This is a genomic window from Streptomyces filipinensis, assembly GCF_014649495.1.
Lineage (GTDB): Bacteria > Actinomycetota > Actinomycetes > Streptomycetales > Streptomycetaceae > Streptomyces > Streptomyces filipinensis.
Genome location: NZ_BMTD01000001.1, coordinates 838,896 through 855,500, shown reverse-complemented (window position 1 = coordinate 855,500; position 16,605 = coordinate 838,896). Strand labels below are relative to the sequence as shown.

Here is a 16,605-nt window from a genome sequence, read left to right as displayed (position 1 = left end):
GCCCTCCACCCCTTTCGCCTAGGGGTGCAACGCTTTCAGGCCCCGCTTCCATGCCGCGTCCAGGTCGGCGTCGGCGGGAAAGCGGCCGTGGATCTCCAGGATGACCATGCCGTGGGCGAAGGCCCAGGTCGCGCGGGCCAGGTCGAGGTCGCCGCCGCAGGCGCGCAGCAGCGGCAGGGCGGCCCGGTCCTCCAGCCCGGCGGGGAGTTCGGCGCGGGGCAGCGGGCGTTCGGTGGCCAGGCGGTACAGGTGCGGGTGGGCGAGGGCGTAGACGCGGTAGGCCTCGGCGAGCGCTGCGAGGGAGCCGGGCGCGCGGGTCTCGGCCGCCTCCAGGGCCTCGGCCGACTCCTGGAGCATCCGTGCGGTCAGTTCGACCTCCACGGCGTGCTTGTCGGGAAAGTGCTTGTAGAGGGACGGCGCCCTGATGCCGAGGCGGTCGGCGAGGGTGCGCATGGTGAGCAGGGCGGGCCCGGACTCCTCCAGGAGATCCCGGGCGGCCGCCACGATCTCGCGGGCGCGGGGGGTGAGCCGGTCGGTGGCGGGGGGACGCTCAGTCACGCTGGAAGCCCTCCTTTGTGCGCAGCCCGTAGCCGAAGGCGCGATCGTACGAGATGTGGGCGAGCCAGCCGCACAGGGCCGCGAAGGCGGGCGGCCAGGAGACAGGCAGGACGCTGTAGGCGACCAGCAGTGCGAGCGGGACCAGGGCGCGGTGCATCGCGTTGTAGTACGGCACCGCGCGCGGCGGCAGCTGCCCCTTGGCCATGGGGGGCGCGTCGTCGAGGGCGACCAGGAAGGTCAGGTCCGGCAGGACGAGGAGGGCCAGGGCCAGGGTGCCGGCGAGCCAGCCGTGGTTGACGCCCTCCAGCACCGCGAAGGCCGACCAGAACAGGGCGAGCGCCAGCCAGGCGGTGCGGCGCAGAACGGTGCGGGCGGAGCGGGGCGCGCGGGTGATGCCGGCCGCTGCGGTCATGACTGCCTCCGGTGTCGTACGGCGGTCTCGGGCGAGGATGCGGCTAACACCGTTAGCCGCCCTGCCCTCCGACCGTATGGCTAACACCGTTAGCCGTCAAGGCCCGTGCGCTGGAGTGCGGCGAAGGCCGCCTCCAGGGCCGCCCGGTGCTCCCGGGCCACCTCCGCCACCGCGTCACCCGCCATCAGCCGGCGCACGGAGGCGGTGGAGACCGTCCGGTAGGCCGCCACGACCAGGGCCGCGAGCAGGCGGGGGTCGGGCGCGGCGGTTTCGGTGAGGGCGGCGGCCAGGGCCCGCTCCACCTCCTCGGCGCCCTCACGGGCGCGGGCGCGCAGCGCCGGCGAGCCGACGACGATCCGCCAGAAGGGGGCGAAGGTCTCCCCCACGCCGCCGAGCGGGTGCCGCTCGTCGAGCAGGCGCAGCGCGAGGCGGCGCAGGGCGGCGAGCGGGGGCTCGCCGGGCGCGCGGTCGCGCACCGCCGAGGCGAGGAGTTCGGCGGCCTGCGGGATGCGGTCGAGGAAGAGGTCCTCCTTGCGCGGGAAGTAGTTGAAGACCGTCATCGCGGAGACCCCGGCCGCCCGCGCCACCTCCGCGACCGTCACCGCGTCGAAGCCACGCTCCGCGAACAGGCCCGTGGCGATGTCCGAGATCCGCTGCCGCGTCTCGCGCTTCTTGCGCTCCCTCAGCGAGAGTTCCTCATGCATGAGAAAACTATAGCCGCTCAAAACTTTTAGTGACTATATTGATCACCATGACGACGATGACCGAGTACGACGTGGTGGTGGCGGGTGCCGGGCCCGTGGGGCTCTTCCTCGGCTGTGAGCTGGGGCTCGGCGGTGCGCGGGTGCTGGTCGTGGAGCGGCTGACCGAGGTGGACGAGACGATCAAGGCGGGCGCGATCAACATCCCGAGCGCGATCGCCTTCTACCGCCGGGGAATGCTGCCCGAGCTGACGGCGGTGTGGGAGGCGGCGCGGGAGCGGCTGCGGGCCTTCCGGGGGAGCGGCGCGCCACAGCGCTGGGACAAGCTCCCGCCCAAGTTCGCCGGGCACTTCGCCGGGATCCCCATGGACTCCGATCTCTTCGACGGCTCGGACCCGGCATGGGCGGACGCCGGCCCGGCGGCCGACCTGGGACTCGGTGTGCCCCAGGCCGAGCTGGAGCGGATCCTGGGCCGGCGGGCCGCGCGGCTCGGGGTGGAGGTGCGCCGGGGAGTGGAGCTCACCGGCTTCGACGCCGACGCGGACGGGGTCGCCGTACACACCGGCGAGGGAACGGTCCGCGCCGGCTGGCTGGTCGGCTGCGACGGCGGCCGCAGCACCGTCCGCAAGCTCGCCGGCTTCGACTTCCCGGGCACGGACCCGGAGATCACCGCCTACCAGGCGGTGGTGGAGCTGACCGGCGCCGAACGGCTGGGAACGGGCTGGAACACGACCGACGTGGGCACGTATGTGCACGGACCCTTCCCGGGCCGGATCCTCACCGTGGAGTTCGACAGGCCCCCGGCCGACCGCTCGGCGCCCCTCACCGCCGGGGAACTGCAGGCCAGCCTGCGCCGGGTCACGGGCGTGCCGGAGGTCACGGTCGACAAGGTGGTCAGCGCCACCCGCTTCACCGACAACGCCCGCCAGGCCACCGACTACCGCAAGGGGCGGGTGCTGCTCGCGGGCGACGCCGCGCATGTGCACTCGCCGTTCGGCGGGCAGGGGCTCAACCTGGGCATCGGGGACGCGATGAACCTGGGGTGGAAGCTGGCCGCCGTCGTACGCGGCACGGCACCCGAGTCCCTGCTGGACAGCTACACCGCCGAGCGGCATCCGATCGGCGCCTGGGTGCTCGACTGGACCCGCGCCCAGATCGCGGTGATGCGCCCGGACCGGCACGCCCGCGCCCTGCGCCGGGTGGTCACCGACCTGGCGCTGACCACCACCGGCACGACGTACCTCGTCACGCGGATCTCCGGCATATGGCAGCGCTACGACCTGCCCGGCGACCACCCGCTGACCGGCGCCAGCGCCCCCGACCTGGTGCTGGCCGACGGCACCCGGCTCGGCGACCACCTGCACTCCGGCCGCGCCCTGCTGCTCGACCTCGCCGACGACGCCGCACTGCGCGCCCACGCCGAGGGGTACGGCGACCGGCTGGAGGTCCGTACGCTCGCCTGCCCGGACCGGTCCGGCCTCAGGGCGCTGTTCGCGCGGCCGGACGGGTTCGTGGCCTGGGCCGCCGAGGACGAGGGCGGCAAGGGCCTGCCGGAGTCCCTGGAGCGCTGGCTCGGCGCCCCGGCGGTCTCCGCTTGACCCTGCCGCGACGTCAACGTCTGTACTGATCCCATGCGGATCGGAGAACTCGGCGCCGCCGTCGGCGTCACGACGCGCACCGTGCGGCACTACCACCACCTGGGCCTGCTGCCCGAACCCGAGCGCAGGTCCAACGGCTACCGGCACTACACCCTCCGGCACGCCGTCGTCCTCGCCCGGATCCGGCGGCTGACCGAGCTGGGGCTGGGTCTCGCCGAGGTGCGGGACGCGCTCGCCGACGACGCCGGGAAGGACCTGGTCGAGGTGCTCACCGAGCTGGACGAGGACCTGGCCCGGCAGGAGGCGGGGATCCGGGAGCGCCGGCAGCGGCTGCGGGCGCTGCTGGACGCCGGGGAACTGCCCGCCGAGGGGCCCGTCTCGCCGCAACTGGCCGAACTGTTCGGCTCGTTGTCCGGTGGCGACTCGCCCACGGCCGCCAAGGACCGCGAGATCCTCGCCCTGATCGACACCGGGGCACCCCCCGAGCAACGGGAGCGGCTGCTGTCCGCGCTGCGCGGCGTCCTGGAGGACCCGGACGCACTGGCGCGGACCCGCGAGGCGCACGCGCTGCTCGACGCCCTCGCGGACGCCGGACCGGACGACCCGCGCGTGGCGGTGGCCGCACGGACCCTGGCCGGCTGCATTCCCGCGGGACTGCTGCCGGCCGGCCCGGTCCACCCCGACCACGCCGTCCTGCGCGCCCTGTACGCGGACTTCGCGCCCGCCCAGGCCGAGGTGATCCGCCGTGCGCTCAATATCCTCGCGGAGGAGGGGAGATGAGGATGCTGAGGACAGCGGGTCGTCTGGCGCGGCACGAGGCCCGCCTCTTCGCCGGTCTGGTGCTGTGGCTGGCCCGGCGCACCGAGGGCACCGCCGGTGGGCGGGCGTTCGGGTACACGCGCGGGCAGGGCGCCACGATGGCGGGGCTGGCCTTCGTGTGCGTCGTCGAGACGGTCGGCGTGTCGGTGATGCTCCGCGACATGCCCACCGCGCACGACGTCCTACTGGTGCTGGACGTCTACACCGTGCTGTTCGTCATCGGCCTGCACGCGGCCTGTGTGGTCCGCCCGCACGTGCTGACCGACAAGGCCCTGCGGGTGCGGTACGGCGCCCATGTGGACCTGTGGATCCCGCTGGACGCGATCGCCGCCGTACGCCGCCGTACGCGGATGACGCACGAGCCGGCGGACGGCGTGCTCGACCTCGCGGTCGGTTCACAGACGTCGGTCGAGCTGGAGCTGACCGCACCCGTCGCACACCGGTCGTTCCTCGGCGGGTCCCGGCAGGTGAGCACGGTGCGGCTGCACGCCGACGACCCCGGCGGCCTCGTCCGGGCCCTCACGCCACGGTGAAGACGATCTTCGTCGTGCCCGGGTCGGCCCGGCTGAGCCGTACCCGCAGGCGTTCGCCGAGCGGCAGCCGGTCGCCCTCGATCCGGCCGATGACCGCGGGCGAGTCCACCTGCACGGTGCCCACCGTGGGCCGGCGTTCGTCGATCTCCACCACGCAGCCGTCGAAGACGTCCCCGACCCGGTCCTTGAGCAGGGCCGCCTCCACGATGTCCACGCACTCGCGCTCGACCGTGCCGGCGATGCGGGAGCCGTCGGCCATCCGCCGGGGCAGCGCGTCGAGCGCGGCGAGCACCCAGTCGGGCGGCGGCAGGCCGGCGACGGCGGCGAGACAGATCTCGGACGCGTAGCGGTCGGCGAGCCGGCGCAGTGGGGCCGTGCAGTGCGTGTAGGGGGCGGCGACCGCGGCGTGGGTGGTGATCGCGGGGAGGACGCCGTCACGGAACACCGTGTAGCCGGCGCCGCGCAGCAGAGTCGTGCACTCCTGGAGGAAGGCCGCGTGACGGGTGTCGTGCGGATCGAGGGTGCGGATCAGCGCGGCGTAGGAGACATGGTGCGGCCAGTCGACGCGCAGGGCGGTGGCGGTGCGGCGCAGCCGGGCGACGGCGCCGTCGGGGGCGGCCGGGAGGGTGCGCAGGACGCCGGTGCCGTGGGCGAGCATCAGCTCGGCGGCGGCCATGCCGGTGAGCAGCGAGAGCTGGGCGTTCCAGCCCTCGGCGGGCAGCGGAGAGCGGTAGCCCAGGACATAGGTGTGGTCCTGCTCGGTGATCTCCTGCTCGGGCACGTTCAGGGAGATGCCTCCGCGCTCGGTCTCCTGCCGTTCCCGGGCCTCGCCGATCTCCTTGAGCAGCGCGAGGGGTTCCTCGGCGGTGCCGGCGTCGATCCGCTTCTGCGCCTGCGCGTAGTCGAGCCTGGCGCGGCTGCGGACCAGGGCGCGGCGCACGTCGACGGCGACGGTCCGGCCCTCCGCGTCCAGGTCGATCGTCCAGAGGGCGGCGGGCCGGACCTGGTCCGGCAGCAGGCTGGCCGCGCCCTCGCCGAGCACGGCGGGGTGCAGCGGGATCCTCTCGTCCGGGAAGTACAGGGTGTTCACCCGCCGGTGCGCCTGTGCGTCCAGCTCCTTGCCGGGTACGACGAAGGCGGCGACGTCGGCGATGGCGTACCGGACCCGGTAACCGGTGCCCCGCCGCGACAGGTGGGTGGCCTGGTCGAGGTCCAGGGAGGCCGGGGGGTCGAGGGTGAAGAAGGGGATGTCCGTGGCGTCGTACGACGGCAGGACGGGTGCCTTCGCCGCGCGCTCGGCCTCGGCCCGGGCCTTGGGCGGGAAGTCCGCCGGGAGGCCGAGCTCGGCGCGCAGCGCGGCGAGGGCGGCCCGCAACGGGGCCTCGGGGGCGCCGGTCACGCGGATCTTGCGGCGGGGCATACAGCGAGCGTAGGGCGCGGGCGGGTGGGCGGCACGCCGTACGCTGTCGCGGAGGTCTACGTGAGGAGTACGTGTTGCTGGTCCTGCTGCCGCCCTCGGAAGGCAAGGCGAACTCGGGTGAAGGAGCCCCGCTGGAGCTCGCGGCGCTGTCCCTGCCGGGGCTGACCGCCGCACGCGAGGCCGTGCTCACCGAGCTGGTCGAGCTGTGCGCCGGGGACCCCGACCAGAACGAGAAGGCGCGCGAGGTGCTCGGGCTGAGCGAGGGACTGCGCGGCGAGGTCGCGAAGAACGCCCGGCTGCGTACGGCCGGCGCCCGCCCCGCCGGGGAGATCTACACCGGTGTGCTCTACGACGCCCTCGGTCTGGCCACGCTGGACGCGGCGGCGCGGCGGCGCGCGGCGGACTCACTGCTGGTGTTCTCCGGCCTGTGGGGCGCGGTGCGGGTGACGGACCGCATCCCCTCCTACCGCTGCTCGATGGGTGTGAAGCTGCCGGCGCTCGGCGCGCTGGCCGGGCACTGGCGGGCGCCGATGGCCGAGGTGCTGCCGGAGGTGGCCGGGGACGGACTGGTGCTGGACCTGCGCTCGTCCGCCTACGCGGCGGCCTGGCGGCCGAAGGGGGAGGTCGCGGGGCGGACGGCGACCGTGCGGGTGCTGCACGCGCCGACCCGGAAGGTCGTCAGCCACTTCAACAAGGCGACCAAGGGCCGGATGGTACGGACCCTGCTGACGGCCGGTGCGGCGCCGAGGGACCCGGCCGAGCTGGTGGAGGCACTGCGGGAGCTCGGGCACGAGGTGGAGGCCCAGGCGCCGGTGAAGGCCGGGAAGCCGTGGGCGCTGGATGTGCTGGTGGAGGAGATCCACTAGACACCGCCACCCACCCGACTCCATTGCAGCATGCGCAACGCTCTTTGCGCATGCTGCACCACATGGGCACGATGTGGGGCATGACCTCACCGCTGCCCTCCTCCTCGGCCGCCTCCGTGCTGGATCTCGCGCCCGTCGTCCCCGTGGTGGTCGTCTCCGACGCCGCCGACGCCGTACCGCTGGCGCGGGCGCTGGTGGCGGGCGGGCTGCCGGCGATCGAGGTGACGCTGCGGACGCCGGCGGCACTGGACGCGATCCGCGCGATCGCCGCCGAGGTGCCGCGGGCCCTGGTCGGCGCGGGCACGGTGATCACGCCGGAGCAGGTGGCCGCGGGTACGGCGGCGGGGGCGGGGTTCCTGGTCAGCCCGGGGTGGACAGAGGCACTGCTGGTGGCGATGCGCGGGGCCGGGGTGCCGTTCCTGCCCGGGGTGTCGACCACCTCGGAGGTCGTGGCGCTGCTGGAGCGCGGGGTGCGGGAGATGAAGTTCTTCCCGGCGCAGGCGGCGGGCGGTACGGCCTTTCTGAAGTCGCTGGCCGCGCCGTTGCCGCAGGCCCGCTTCTGCCCGACCGGCGGGATCGGGCCGACGACCGCGCCGGAGTATCTCGCCCTGCCCAACGTGGGCTGTGTGGGCGGCAGTTGGATGGTCCCGGCGGACGCGGTGGCCGCCGGGGACTGGACGCGGATCGAGGAGCTGGCGCGGGGCGCGGCGGCGCTCGGCGGGCGCGCCGGGGTCAGGGACGCAGAGGGGACGTGTCGTTGAGGAGCCGCACGCTCGCGTTGCCGTCCGCGTAGTACGCCACCGCCGAGAGGGAGGCCGCCGACAGCTCCATGCGGAACAGGGACTCGGGCGGGGCGCCGAGGGCGAGGCGGACGAAGGTCTTGATCGGGGTGACGTGGGTGACCAGCAGGACCGTGCGGCCCGCGTGGGCCGCGACGAGCTTGTCGCGGGTGGCGGCGATCCGGGCGGCCGTCTCGGCGAAGCTCTCACCGCCGCCGGTGGGGTGGGCCTCCGGGTCGGCGAGCCAGGCGTTCAGGTCGTCCGGGTAGCGCTCGCGGACCTCAGCGAAGGTGAGACCCTCCCAGGCGCCGAAGTCCGTCTCGCGCAGGCCGTCCTCGATCGTCACCTCAAGGCCGAGGCGGGCGGCGACGACGGCGGCTGTCTCGCGGGTACGGGTGAGCGGGGAGGCCAGGACGGTCTGGATGGTGCCGCGCCTGGCGAGTGCCTCGGCGACCCGGCGGGCCTGTTCGCGGCCCACCTCGGAGAGGGCGGGGTCGGTGCCGCCGCTGCCGGAGAAGCGTTTCTGGGGCGTGAGGGGGGTCTCGCCGTGGCGCAGGAGGACGAAGGTGGCGGGGGCGCCGAGGTCGGGGGCGCTGCTCCAGCCCGGCGTCGAGCGGCGCTCCTCGGCGGGAGCGGCGGGCCGCCGCTCGCCGTCGGGTGCCTGCTCCACGCCCGGCTTCTCCTGCACCGCGGGGGCATCCCCCTCGCCCGCCCGGGCCGCCCCGGCGGCCCGACCGCCCGCAGCCGGGTCGGCCGCCCGCCCCTGCGCCAGCGCGGCACGCGCCCGGGCCGCGCCCGCGGCCGCGTCGCCCGGCGGGCCCGACGGCTCGGGAACGGCGGGCGGAGTGTCCAGGGCCGCCCTCGACTCCGACGGGGACCACTGCCGGCCCTTGGCGCCCGCGTCCATCGCCTCGTTCGCCAAGCGGTCCGCGTACTTGTTCTGTTCGCGGGGGATCCACTCGTAGGTGACCTGGTCCGGGGGGAAGACCGCCCTCGCCTGGGTCGCCAGGGGCTTCATGTCGGGGTGCTTGATCTTCCAGCGGCCCGACATCTGCTCGACGACCAGCTTGGAGTCCATGCGGACGTGGACCCGCGCCGAGGGGTCGAGGGCGTGGGCTGCGCGCAGGCCGGCCAGAAGGCCCCGGTACTCGGCCACGTTGTTCGTGGCGACGCCGATGTACTCCGCCGCCTCCGTCAGGGGCTCACCCGTGGCCCCGTCGAGGACGACCGCCCCGTAGCCCGCGGGCCCCGGGTTGCCCCGCGACCCGCCGTCCGCCTCGACGATGAACTCCCGCACCCCGCAAGCCCCTTACCGACTCTTACAGACCCGACTCGGCCGTACGCACCAGGATGCGGCTGCAGTTCTCGCAGCGCACCACGGCGTCCGGCGCGGCCGCGCGGATCTCGCTCAGCTCGGTGATCGCCAGCTCCTGCCGGCAGCCCTGGCAGGTGCGGGCGTACAGCTTCGCCGCGCCGATGCCGCCCTGCTGCACGCGCAGCTTGTCGTAGAGCTTGAGCAGGTCGGCGGGGATGGCGGCCGCGACGACCTCGCGCTCCTTCGTCACCGAGGCGGTCTCGCCGTCGATCTCCTCGAACGCGGCGTCCCGGCGCCCGGTCGCGTCGTCGATCTTCGACTGGACGGAGGCGACCCGCTCGGTCAGTTCGGTCACCCGCTCCTGCGCGGCCTCGCGGCGCTCCATGACCTCCAGGACCACGTCCTCCAGGTCGCCCTGCCGCTTGGCGAGGGACGCGATCTCGTGCTGGAGGTTGGACAGGTCCTTCGGCGAGGTGACCGCGCCGGAGTCCAGGCGCTGCTGGTCGCGGGCGGCGCGCTGGCGCACCTGGTCCACGTCCTGCTCGGCCTTGGTCTGCTCGCGGGCCGTGTCGCTCTCCTCGGTCTGCGCGGCGACGAGCAGGTCCCGCAGCTGCGTGAGGTCCTTGTTCAGCGACTCGATCTCGACGTGCTCGGGCAGCGACTTCCGCTTGTGCGCCAGCTGCTGCAGGCGGACGTCGAGGCCCTGGACGTCGAGGAGTCGGATCTGGTCGGCGGGCGCGGCGTTCAGTTGGGGGCTCCCATGTGGTTCGTCGTGGTGGTGGACGCCGCGTGGGCGGTCCAGGGGTCGGTGACCGTCTTGGAGACATGGACCCGAAGGTCCCAGCCGTGGCGGTCGGAGATCTCGTCGAGCTGGGCTGCGGCCAGCTCGCACCAGGGCCACTCGGTGGCCCAGTGGGCCGCGTCGAGCAGCGCCAGGGGACTGTGGGCCACCGCCTCGGAGGCCGGGTGGTGGCGCAGGTCGGCGGTGAGGAAGGCGTCGACGCCGGCCGCGCGGACCTGGTCGAAGAGGCTGTCGCCGGAGCCGCCGCTGACGGCGACCGTGCGGACGACGGCGTCGGGGTCGCCGGCCACCCGGATGCCCTGCGCGGTGGCGGGCAGTCGTGCGGCGGCGCGCGCGGCCAGTTCGCGGACGGTCACCGGGTGGTCGAGTTCGCAGACGCGGCCGAGGCCCCGGCATCCCTGCGGGTCGGTGGGGTCCGGGACGAGGGGGCGTACGACACGCAGGTCGAGCGCGCCGGCGAGGGCGTCCGAGACGCCCGGGTCGGCGGTGTCGGCGTTGGTGTGGGCGACGTGCAGCGCGATGTCGTTCTTGATGAGGGTGTGCACGACCCGGCCCTTGAAGTGGGTCGCCGCGACCGTGGTCGTACCCCGCAGATAGAGCGGGTGGTGGGTGACCAGCAGGTCGGCGCCGAGCTTCACCGCCTCGTCGACGATCTCCTGCACCGGGTCGACGGCGAACAGGACCCGGGTGACCTCCTGGCCGGGGTCGCCCACGACCGTGCCGACCGCGTCCCAGGACTCGGCCCGCTCGGCGGGCCACAGGTTCTCCAGCGCGGCGATGACTTCAGACAGACGGGGCACGAAGCAAAGGCTACCTGGCTGGCCTGCGGGGCCGTACCGCATCCGTCCGGTCTGGCCCCGCTCAGCACAAAGGCCCCGGTTTCCTCAGGTGAATCGCTTCTGCGCCACCCGTATGTGTGAAGCGGATGTCGGCCGGTCCCCCGCCTGTGCGTACGAAAACTAGCTTCGTCGCCGGAGGTGACCGAACGATGACGGCCTGTGCGATCGAACCCCCGTCGACCGGTGCGGGGGACGGCGGGACGGGGTGCGCCATCACGGCGGACGGCGCGTACGCGGCACGGCTCGCGCGGGACGGCGAGTCGTGGTTCCCGGAGCGCTGGACGCTGGACGGCCCGGAGCCGTACGCGGTACCGCTGCCCGGCAACCAGCCGGAGGAGCCCGGCACCGAGGTGCAGCCCCTGGCGGACGGCCGGGTGCTGATCCACCGGCTGGTCGAGCACCGGCACGCCTTCTCGCTGCTGTACCCGACCGGCCCCGGCACCGGTGAGCTGCCGCTGGGCGCGGTGGAGTGCCCCGAGCCCGGCACCCGGCTCACGCTGCTGCCGCCGGCGCCGGACGGCAGGCGGGCCTGCGCCCTCGCCGTCGGTCCGCACTCCAGCGCGGTGTGGCTGGTGGCGGGCGGCGCCTTCGGGCCCGAGCGGCTCGTCGAGGTGCCGGGGCGCTGTTCGGGCGGGGTCTGGCTGGACCGCGCCGGGCGGATGCTGGCGCTGGACCGGGAACGGGGCGGGCCGGTCAAGACGGTCGTGGTGGACCTGGAGCGCGCCGAGGTGTCGCCGCTGCTGCAGATCGCGGCGGCGAGTGAGGACCGGCTGCTGCTCGCCGATCCCGACAGCGGGCTGCTGCTCATCTCCTCGGACGCCCCCTCGCCGGGGGAGGAGCGACTGGGCTGGGGGGTGCTGGGCAGCACGCTGCCGGTGCGCTTCCCGGAGAGCCTGCGGATGCCGGACTGTGCGGTGACGCCGTTCGCGATCCAGCCGGGACAGGTGCTGATGCCGGAGAACTGCGCGGTGGCGCTGCGCGTCGACGGGCCGTTCGGCAGCTGGGTGAGCACCTGGCGGCCGGCCGGGCGGCAGGTGAGCCATCTCCCGGCGCCGCGGGGCTGGCTGGCCGGGGCGGGGCTGTGGACACGGGACGGGGTGCTGCGGCTGCCGTACGCCACACGGGAGACGCCGTGCGGGGTGGCGGAGCTGACGGTGCCCAAGGGGGAGACGGGAGGCGCGGCGGCCGCGGGGAGCGGCTTCGCCGGGCCTTCGGGGGGATGGCCGGGGGGCGATGGCCCGGAGGGTCCGGTCCGGGACGGCACGGCGGCCGGGGCGCCCGGGGCGCCGCGGCCGCCGGCGGAACCGGACCCTCCGGAGTCCGCGGAACTCGGGGCCGGGCAGCCGGTGGTGGCACGTCCGGTGCCGTTGCAGCAGGCGCCTCTGGGACGTCTTGTAACGGAATAGTGCCGGTTGGCGTGTGCTCCTGGATTCGGTCCGTGGTACGCCGGTTACACTCGCCCGGCTGTACGAAAGATCATATGACGGGGTGAAGACGTCCGATGAGCGACACCAGCACGACGGAGCAGCTGTCCGCCGACTCCCGGGAGGCTGCCGGCCACGGCAGGCACCGGGGGCCGGTCTCGGCCCAGGAGAGCGAGACGGTTCCGCACGGCCGGCACCGCAAGCCCGCCGAGGAGACCGCCGAGGCGGCTGTCTGAAGGTCGTAGAACAAGAGGGGCGCTCGCTTCGGCGAGCGCCCCTTTGTGCTGTCCGCTGCCCTATCCGCGGGTGAGCCCCAGGACCTCCGCCGCCGCGAAGGTCTCCCCCGCGGGCCGGTCCGCGTAGTGCGGGGTGAGCAGCGCGTCGAGTTCGTCGTAGGTGAACGTCTCCTGCTTGCTGTCGAACTTGGCCTGCACCCGGGGCCGTTCGACGATCGCGACCATGCCGCCGTGGACGACGAGCAGCTGGCCGTTGACCCGGGCGGCGGCCGGTGCGGCCAGGTAGCCGACGAGCGGGGCGACGTGCTCGGGGGCCAGCGGGTCCAGGCCCTGGTCCGGCCGCTGGAAGCCGGCGAAGACGTCCTCGGTCATCCGGGTGCGGGCGCGCGGGCAGATGACGTTGGCGGTCACACCGTACTTGGCGAGGGCCAGGGCCGTGGAGGTGGTGAGCCCGACGATCCCGCCTTTCGCGGCCGCGTAGTTGGGCTGTCCCGCGGATCCGGCGAGGAAGGCCTCCGACGAGGTGTTCACGATCCGCCCGTACACCTTCTCCCCGCCGGCCGCCTTGGACCGCTCCCGCCAGTGCGCGGCGGCGAAGTGCGTGGTGTTGAAGTGGCCCTTGAGGTGGACGCGGATCACCGAGTCCCACTCGTCCTCGGTCATGGAGAAGACCATGCGGTCGCGCAGGATGCCCGCGTTGTTGACGAGGACGTCCAGCCTGCCGAACTCCTCGACCGCCGACCGCACGAGCTCCCGCGCCTGCCGGAAGTCGGAGACGTCGCCGGTGTGCGCGACCGCCCGGCCGCCGCGGTCGCGGATCTCGGCGGCGACCTCCTCGGCGGGGCCCGCCGAGGAAGCGCCGGAACCGTCCCGCCCGGGCCGCCCGTAGTCGTTGACGACGACGGCCGCGCCCAACCGGGCGAGTTCCAGGGCCTCGGCCCGGCCGAGGCCGCGTCCGGCGCCGGTGACGACGGCGGACAGCCCTTCCAGCGGCCGCTCCGGTGACCCCTCCTGTGGCAGTGCCATGCCGGTCCCCGTCCTCAGATCTCGACGCACGTACGCAGGGCCGTCCCGGTACGCATCTGGTCCAGTGCCTCGTTGATCCCGGCCAGCGGCACCCGGTGGGTGATCAGCCCGGCCAGGTCGACGCGGCCCGCCCGCCACAGGGCGATGGTGCGCTCGTAGGAACGCAGCACGTCCCCGCCGCCGTACATGGACGGCAGGATCCGCTTCTCGTCGAAGAACAGCTCGAACATGTTGAGCCGCAGGAAGTCGTCCATGGCGCCGGCGCCGACCACGACGAGGGTGCCGCCGCGCCGGGTGTTCTCGTAGGCGGTGCGGGCGGTGGCGGACCGGCCGACGACCTCGAAGACGTAGTCGAAGCCCTCGCCGCCGGTGACCTGCTGCTTGGCGTCGGCCAGCTCCTCGGGCGAGACGGCCTTCGTGGCACCGAACCTGAGCGCCGACTCGCGCCGGGAGGCGACCGGGTCGACGGCGACGATCTCGGCGGCGCCCTTCAGTCGCGCCCCCTGCACCGCCGAGACGCCGACGCCTCCGCAGCCGATGACGGCGACCGACGAACCGGCCTGGACGTCGGCGGTGTTGAGGGCGGCACCGAGCCCGGTCGTGACCCCGCAGCCGATCAGCGCGGCGATGTCGAAGGGCACGTCCTCGGGGATCGGCACGGCACAGCCGGCGTCGACCACGACCTCCTCGGCGAAGGTGCCGGTGCCGGCGAAGCCGAAGACGTCCGTGCCGGAGCGCCTGAAGTTCGGGGTGCCCGCGTTCATGAAGCCGGCCAGGCACAGTTCGCTCTGGCCGCGTCCGCAGGCCGGACACGCGCCGCAGGCGGGCAGCCAGCAGATGACGACCCGGTCACCCGGCTTCAGGTGCCGTACGCCCTCCCCCACTTCGAGGATCTCACCCGCGCCCTCGTGACCCGGCACGAACGGCGCGGGCTGGGGCAGCACCCCGTTCATCGCCGACAGGTCGGAGTGGCACAGCCCGGCGGCCCGCACCCGGACCCTGACCCGGCCGGGGCCGAACCCCACGGCCTCGACGTCGTCGAGGACCTCCAGCTTTTCCTGGCCGATCTCGTGCAGTACCGCTGCGCGCATGGTGCGGCTCTCCCCTCGAAGGTGGGCTGGCTCAGGAGTGGTGGACGACGGTGTCGGTGAGGACGGGCGCGTCGCCCCGCTCCACCGCGCTCACGGCCACCCGGACGCCGCCCCGCTCCCGCCACATGCGGATGCGCAGGGTCTCGCCGGGATACACCACCCCGGCGAACCGCGTGCTGTAGCCGCGGACGCGGGTGACGTCGCCGCCGAGCAGTGTGTCCACGACCGCCTTGAGCGTGATGCCGTAGGTGCACAGGCCGTGCAGGATGGGCCGCTCGTATCCGGCGAGCTTGGCGAACTCGGGGTCGGCGTGCAGCGGGTTCCAGTCGCCGCAGAGGCGGTACAGCAGGGCCTGGTCCTCGCGGACGGGGCGTTCGACGGTCCGGTCGGGTTCGCCGGCGGGCGGGTCGAGGCGGCGGGACGGGCCGCGGTCGCCGCCGAAGCCGCCCTCGCCCCGGACGAAGATCTGCGCGTCGTCGGTCCACAGCGGGCCGTCGTCGTCGGCGACCTCGGTGCGCAGCACCAGGACGGCGGCCTTGCCCTTGTCGTGGACGGCGGCGAGCCGGCGAGTCGCGGTCGCCGTGCCCTGGGCCGGGATGGGCCGGTGGATCTCCAGCGTCTGCCCGCCGTGCAGGACCTTGGCGAGCTCGACCTCCACACCGGGCAGGAACAGCCCGCCGATCACACCCGGCGCGCCGGAGCCCGCGACGGTGGCGAAGCTCGGCAGGACGTGCAGCCGGGACTCCAGGGTGTAGCGCAGCTCGTCGGGATCGGTGGCGGGGAGGCCGGCGCCGATGCCGAGGTGGTAGAGCTGGACGTCCTTGGTGGTCCAGGAGATCTCGCCGGTCCGGGGTCCGGCCGCGAGGGCTTTCGCTGCGTCGATGGGCATACGGCTCCTGACACTGGCGGTTCAAGACCCCGGTGCGGACGTCCGCACCGTCGGCCGCACCGAGGTCGCTACGGGCCGATCTAGAACGCGTTCCAGTCCGGCGCCCTCTGTATAGCCCAGCGCCCCCCACATGTGAAGGCTCCTGACGCTGTGTCAGTTCTGCTGGGAGGTGACATTTGTACTGCCCGGGTCCGTACATGCGTATCTGCCGGTGGGAGGACCGGGCCCCTTAGCGTCGTGAGCATGACGCAACGGGGAAGCGCCGCCTCCTTCTCGGGGGCGGTCAGGACGTACGGCGCGGTACGCGCGGGGGACGGGGCGGACCTGGAGATCGGGCACGGCGAGACCGAGGCGCCGCTGGGCCGCGACGGCGCCGGCAAGTCGACCCCGATCGGGCTGCTGCCGGGGCTGTACGAGCCCGGCGCCGGCGCCGTGCGGCTGTTCGGCGCGACACCCGGGCGGTCGGTGCGCGCGGGGCGGGTGGGCGCGATGCTCCAGGAGGCACGGCCGGTGCCCCGGGTCACGGTCGGCGAGCTGGTCACCTTCATGGCCTCCCGCCATCCGGCCCCGATGCCGGTGGCGCGGGCCCTGGAGCTGGCCGGGATCACGGACCTGGCCGGACGGCGGGTGGACCGGTTGTCCGGCGGGCAGGTGCAGCGGGTGCGGTTCGCCCTCGCGCCGGCCGGGGACCCGGCGCTGCTGGTGCTGGACGAGCCGACGGCGGCGCTGGACGTGGAGGCCCGGCACGCCTTCCGGGCGTCGATGCGCACCTACGCCCGCCGGGGCCACACCGTCCTGTTCTCCACGCACCACCTGGAGGAAGCGGACGCGTACGCCGACCGGATCGTGGTCATCGACCGGGGCCGGATCGTCGCCGAGGGCACGGCGACGACCTGCGGCGCCGGGCGGGCGGCAACCTGGTCACCGTGGACCTGGCAGGCCGGGAGCCCGAGGACCTGGCCCCGCTGCCGGGCGTCCGGTCGGTGGAGGTGGCCGGCGACCGGGCCCGGCTCCGTACGGACGACTCCGACGCGACGGCGATCGCGCTGGCCGGGCTGGGCGCGATCAGGGGCTCGCGGTGCTCGGCGGACCGTGGTTCCCGGTCAGCCTGTTCCCCGGCCGGCTGCGCGGTCTGTCGGCGTACACGCCCACCCACCGGTTCGCGCAGCTGGGGACCGCCGTAGCGGAGGGTCAGGCGCCGGGCGCCGGTGCCATCATCGTCCTGACGGCCTGGCTCGTTCTGTTCGGTTCGTACGCTGTGCTGTCGTACCGCCGTCGGGCGGGGACCATCTGACCG

Annotated in this window: 17 protein-coding genes and 2 pseudogenes; 9 read left to right on the top strand and 10 right to left on the bottom strand. The window is 74.2% G+C overall.

Going from position 1 to position 16,605, the window contains the following annotated elements; all coding sequences use genetic code 11:
- Window positions 1–18 precede the first annotated feature (18 nt).
- The 3 genes from IE244_RS03840 to IE244_RS03830 all read right to left on the bottom strand — a co-directional run bounded on the left by IE244_RS03840 (window position 19) and on the right by IE244_RS03830 (window position 1,674).
- Window positions 19–558, bottom strand: coding sequence for a TetR/AcrR family transcriptional regulator (locus tag IE244_RS03840; protein ID WP_191871160.1), 540 nt, complete (start codon window positions 556–558; stop codon window positions 19–21).
- Window positions 551–970, bottom strand: a complete 420-nt coding sequence (locus IE244_RS03835; protein WP_191871159.1) for a DUF4260 family protein — start codon at window positions 968–970, stop codon at window positions 551–553. Before IE244_RS03835 ends, IE244_RS03840 begins: the two co-directional genes overlap by 8 nt.
- Before the next feature lie 89 nt (window positions 971–1,059).
- Window positions 1,060–1,674: a TetR/AcrR family transcriptional regulator gene (locus tag IE244_RS03830; RefSeq protein WP_191871158.1), complete on the bottom strand. Its 615-nt coding sequence runs from the start codon at window positions 1,672–1,674 to the stop codon at window positions 1,060–1,062.
- Between the two features lie 56 nt (window positions 1,675–1,730).
- Here IE244_RS03830 and IE244_RS03825 point away from each other — a divergent pair, with 56 nt between their 5' ends.
- From IE244_RS03825 to IE244_RS03815, 3 genes are read left to right on the top strand one after another with little or no spacing between them, the layout of a single operon-like run.
- Window positions 1,731–3,269, top strand: a complete 1,539-nt coding sequence (locus tag IE244_RS03825; RefSeq protein WP_191871420.1) for an FAD-dependent monooxygenase — start codon at window positions 1,731–1,733, stop codon at window positions 3,267–3,269.
- A gap of 33 nt (window positions 3,270–3,302) precedes the next feature.
- On the top strand, window positions 3,303–4,049 hold the full coding sequence (locus tag IE244_RS03820; RefSeq protein WP_191871157.1) for a MerR family transcriptional regulator: 747 nt from the start codon (window positions 3,303–3,305) through the stop codon (window positions 4,047–4,049).
- A gap of 2 nt (window positions 4,050–4,051) precedes the next feature.
- Window positions 4,052–4,621 (top strand): hypothetical protein, encoded by a 570-nt coding sequence (locus IE244_RS03815; RefSeq protein ID WP_229853960.1) that lies wholly within the window; start codon window positions 4,052–4,054, stop codon window positions 4,619–4,621.
- Here the strand turns inward: IE244_RS03815 and IE244_RS03810 are convergent.
- A complete protein-coding gene (locus tag IE244_RS03810) occupies window positions 4,608–6,041 on the bottom strand; it encodes an RNB domain-containing ribonuclease (protein WP_191871155.1) in 1,434 nt (477 codons plus the stop codon). The genes IE244_RS03815 and IE244_RS03810 overlap by 14 nt on opposite strands.
- Window positions 6,042–6,115: 74 nt before the next feature.
- On the opposite strand from IE244_RS03810, the gene yaaA reads away from it, so the two are divergent.
- Window positions 6,116–6,907 (top strand): peroxide stress protein YaaA, encoded by a 792-nt coding sequence (gene yaaA / locus IE244_RS03805; protein WP_191871419.1) that lies wholly within the window; start codon window positions 6,116–6,118, stop codon window positions 6,905–6,907.
- 80 nt (window positions 6,908–6,987) lie between these two features.
- On the top strand, window positions 6,988–7,668 hold the full coding sequence (gene eda, locus IE244_RS03800; RefSeq protein WP_191871418.1) for a bifunctional 4-hydroxy-2-oxoglutarate aldolase/2-dehydro-3-deoxy-phosphogluconate aldolase: 681 nt from the start codon (window positions 6,988–6,990) through the stop codon (window positions 7,666–7,668).
- Here the strand turns inward: eda and IE244_RS03795 are convergent.
- Genes IE244_RS03795 through IE244_RS03785 form a run of 3 tightly spaced genes read right to left on the bottom strand, consistent with a single transcriptional unit; the run spans window position 7,640 to window position 10,603 of the window.
- Window positions 7,640–8,983, bottom strand: coding sequence for a bifunctional RNase H/acid phosphatase (locus IE244_RS03795; protein WP_191871154.1), 1,344 nt, complete (start codon window positions 8,981–8,983; stop codon window positions 7,640–7,642). The two genes, eda and IE244_RS03795, sit on opposite strands and share 29 nt — an antisense overlap.
- A gap of 22 nt (window positions 8,984–9,005) precedes the next feature.
- Window positions 9,006–9,749: a zinc ribbon domain-containing protein gene (locus IE244_RS03790; RefSeq protein ID WP_191871417.1), complete on the bottom strand. Its 744-nt coding sequence runs from the start codon at window positions 9,747–9,749 to the stop codon at window positions 9,006–9,008.
- On the bottom strand, window positions 9,746–10,603 hold the full coding sequence (locus IE244_RS03785) for a Nif3-like dinuclear metal center hexameric protein (protein WP_031171120.1): 858 nt from the start codon (window positions 10,601–10,603) through the stop codon (window positions 9,746–9,748). Before IE244_RS03785 ends, IE244_RS03790 begins: the two co-directional genes overlap by 4 nt.
- Window positions 10,604–10,791: 188 nt before the next feature.
- Between IE244_RS03785 and IE244_RS03780 the strand changes: the two genes are divergently transcribed.
- On the top strand, window positions 10,792–12,048 hold the full coding sequence (locus IE244_RS03780) for a hypothetical protein (protein ID WP_191871153.1): 1,257 nt from the start codon (window positions 10,792–10,794) through the stop codon (window positions 12,046–12,048).
- Window positions 12,049–12,143: 95 nt separating this feature from the next.
- Window positions 12,144–12,302: a hypothetical protein gene (locus tag IE244_RS03775; protein WP_191871152.1), complete on the top strand. Its 159-nt coding sequence runs from the start codon at window positions 12,144–12,146 to the stop codon at window positions 12,300–12,302.
- 60 nt (window positions 12,303–12,362) lie between these two features.
- On the opposite strand, the gene IE244_RS03770 is transcribed toward IE244_RS03775, so the two are convergent.
- Genes IE244_RS03770 through chsH3 form a run of 3 tightly spaced genes read right to left on the bottom strand, consistent with a single transcriptional unit; the run spans window position 12,363 to window position 15,308 of the window.
- Window positions 12,363–13,328 (bottom strand): 3-oxoacyl-ACP reductase, encoded by a 966-nt coding sequence (locus tag IE244_RS03770; RefSeq protein ID WP_191871151.1) that lies wholly within the window; start codon window positions 13,326–13,328, stop codon window positions 12,363–12,365.
- Between the two features lie 14 nt (window positions 13,329–13,342).
- Entirely contained in the window at window positions 13,343–14,419 is a 1,077-nt protein-coding gene (locus IE244_RS03765) for a Zn-dependent alcohol dehydrogenase (RefSeq protein ID WP_191871150.1), read from the bottom strand.
- Between the two features lie 31 nt (window positions 14,420–14,450).
- On the bottom strand, window positions 14,451–15,308 hold the full coding sequence (gene chsH3 / locus IE244_RS03760; protein ID WP_191871149.1) for an enoyl-CoA hydratase ChsH3: 858 nt from the start codon (window positions 15,306–15,308) through the stop codon (window positions 14,451–14,453).
- A gap of 243 nt (window positions 15,309–15,551) precedes the next feature.
- Between chsH3 and IE244_RS03755 the strand changes: the two are divergent.
- Window positions 15,552–16,381: pseudogene (locus tag IE244_RS03755) on the top strand (ABC transporter ATP-binding protein); the annotation flags it as partial.
- A pseudogene (locus IE244_RS41730) lies at window positions 16,378–16,602 on the top strand (ABC transporter permease); the annotation flags it as partial. The pseudogenes IE244_RS03755 and IE244_RS41730, both read left to right, overlap by 4 nt.
- Window positions 16,603–16,605 lie beyond the last annotated feature (3 nt).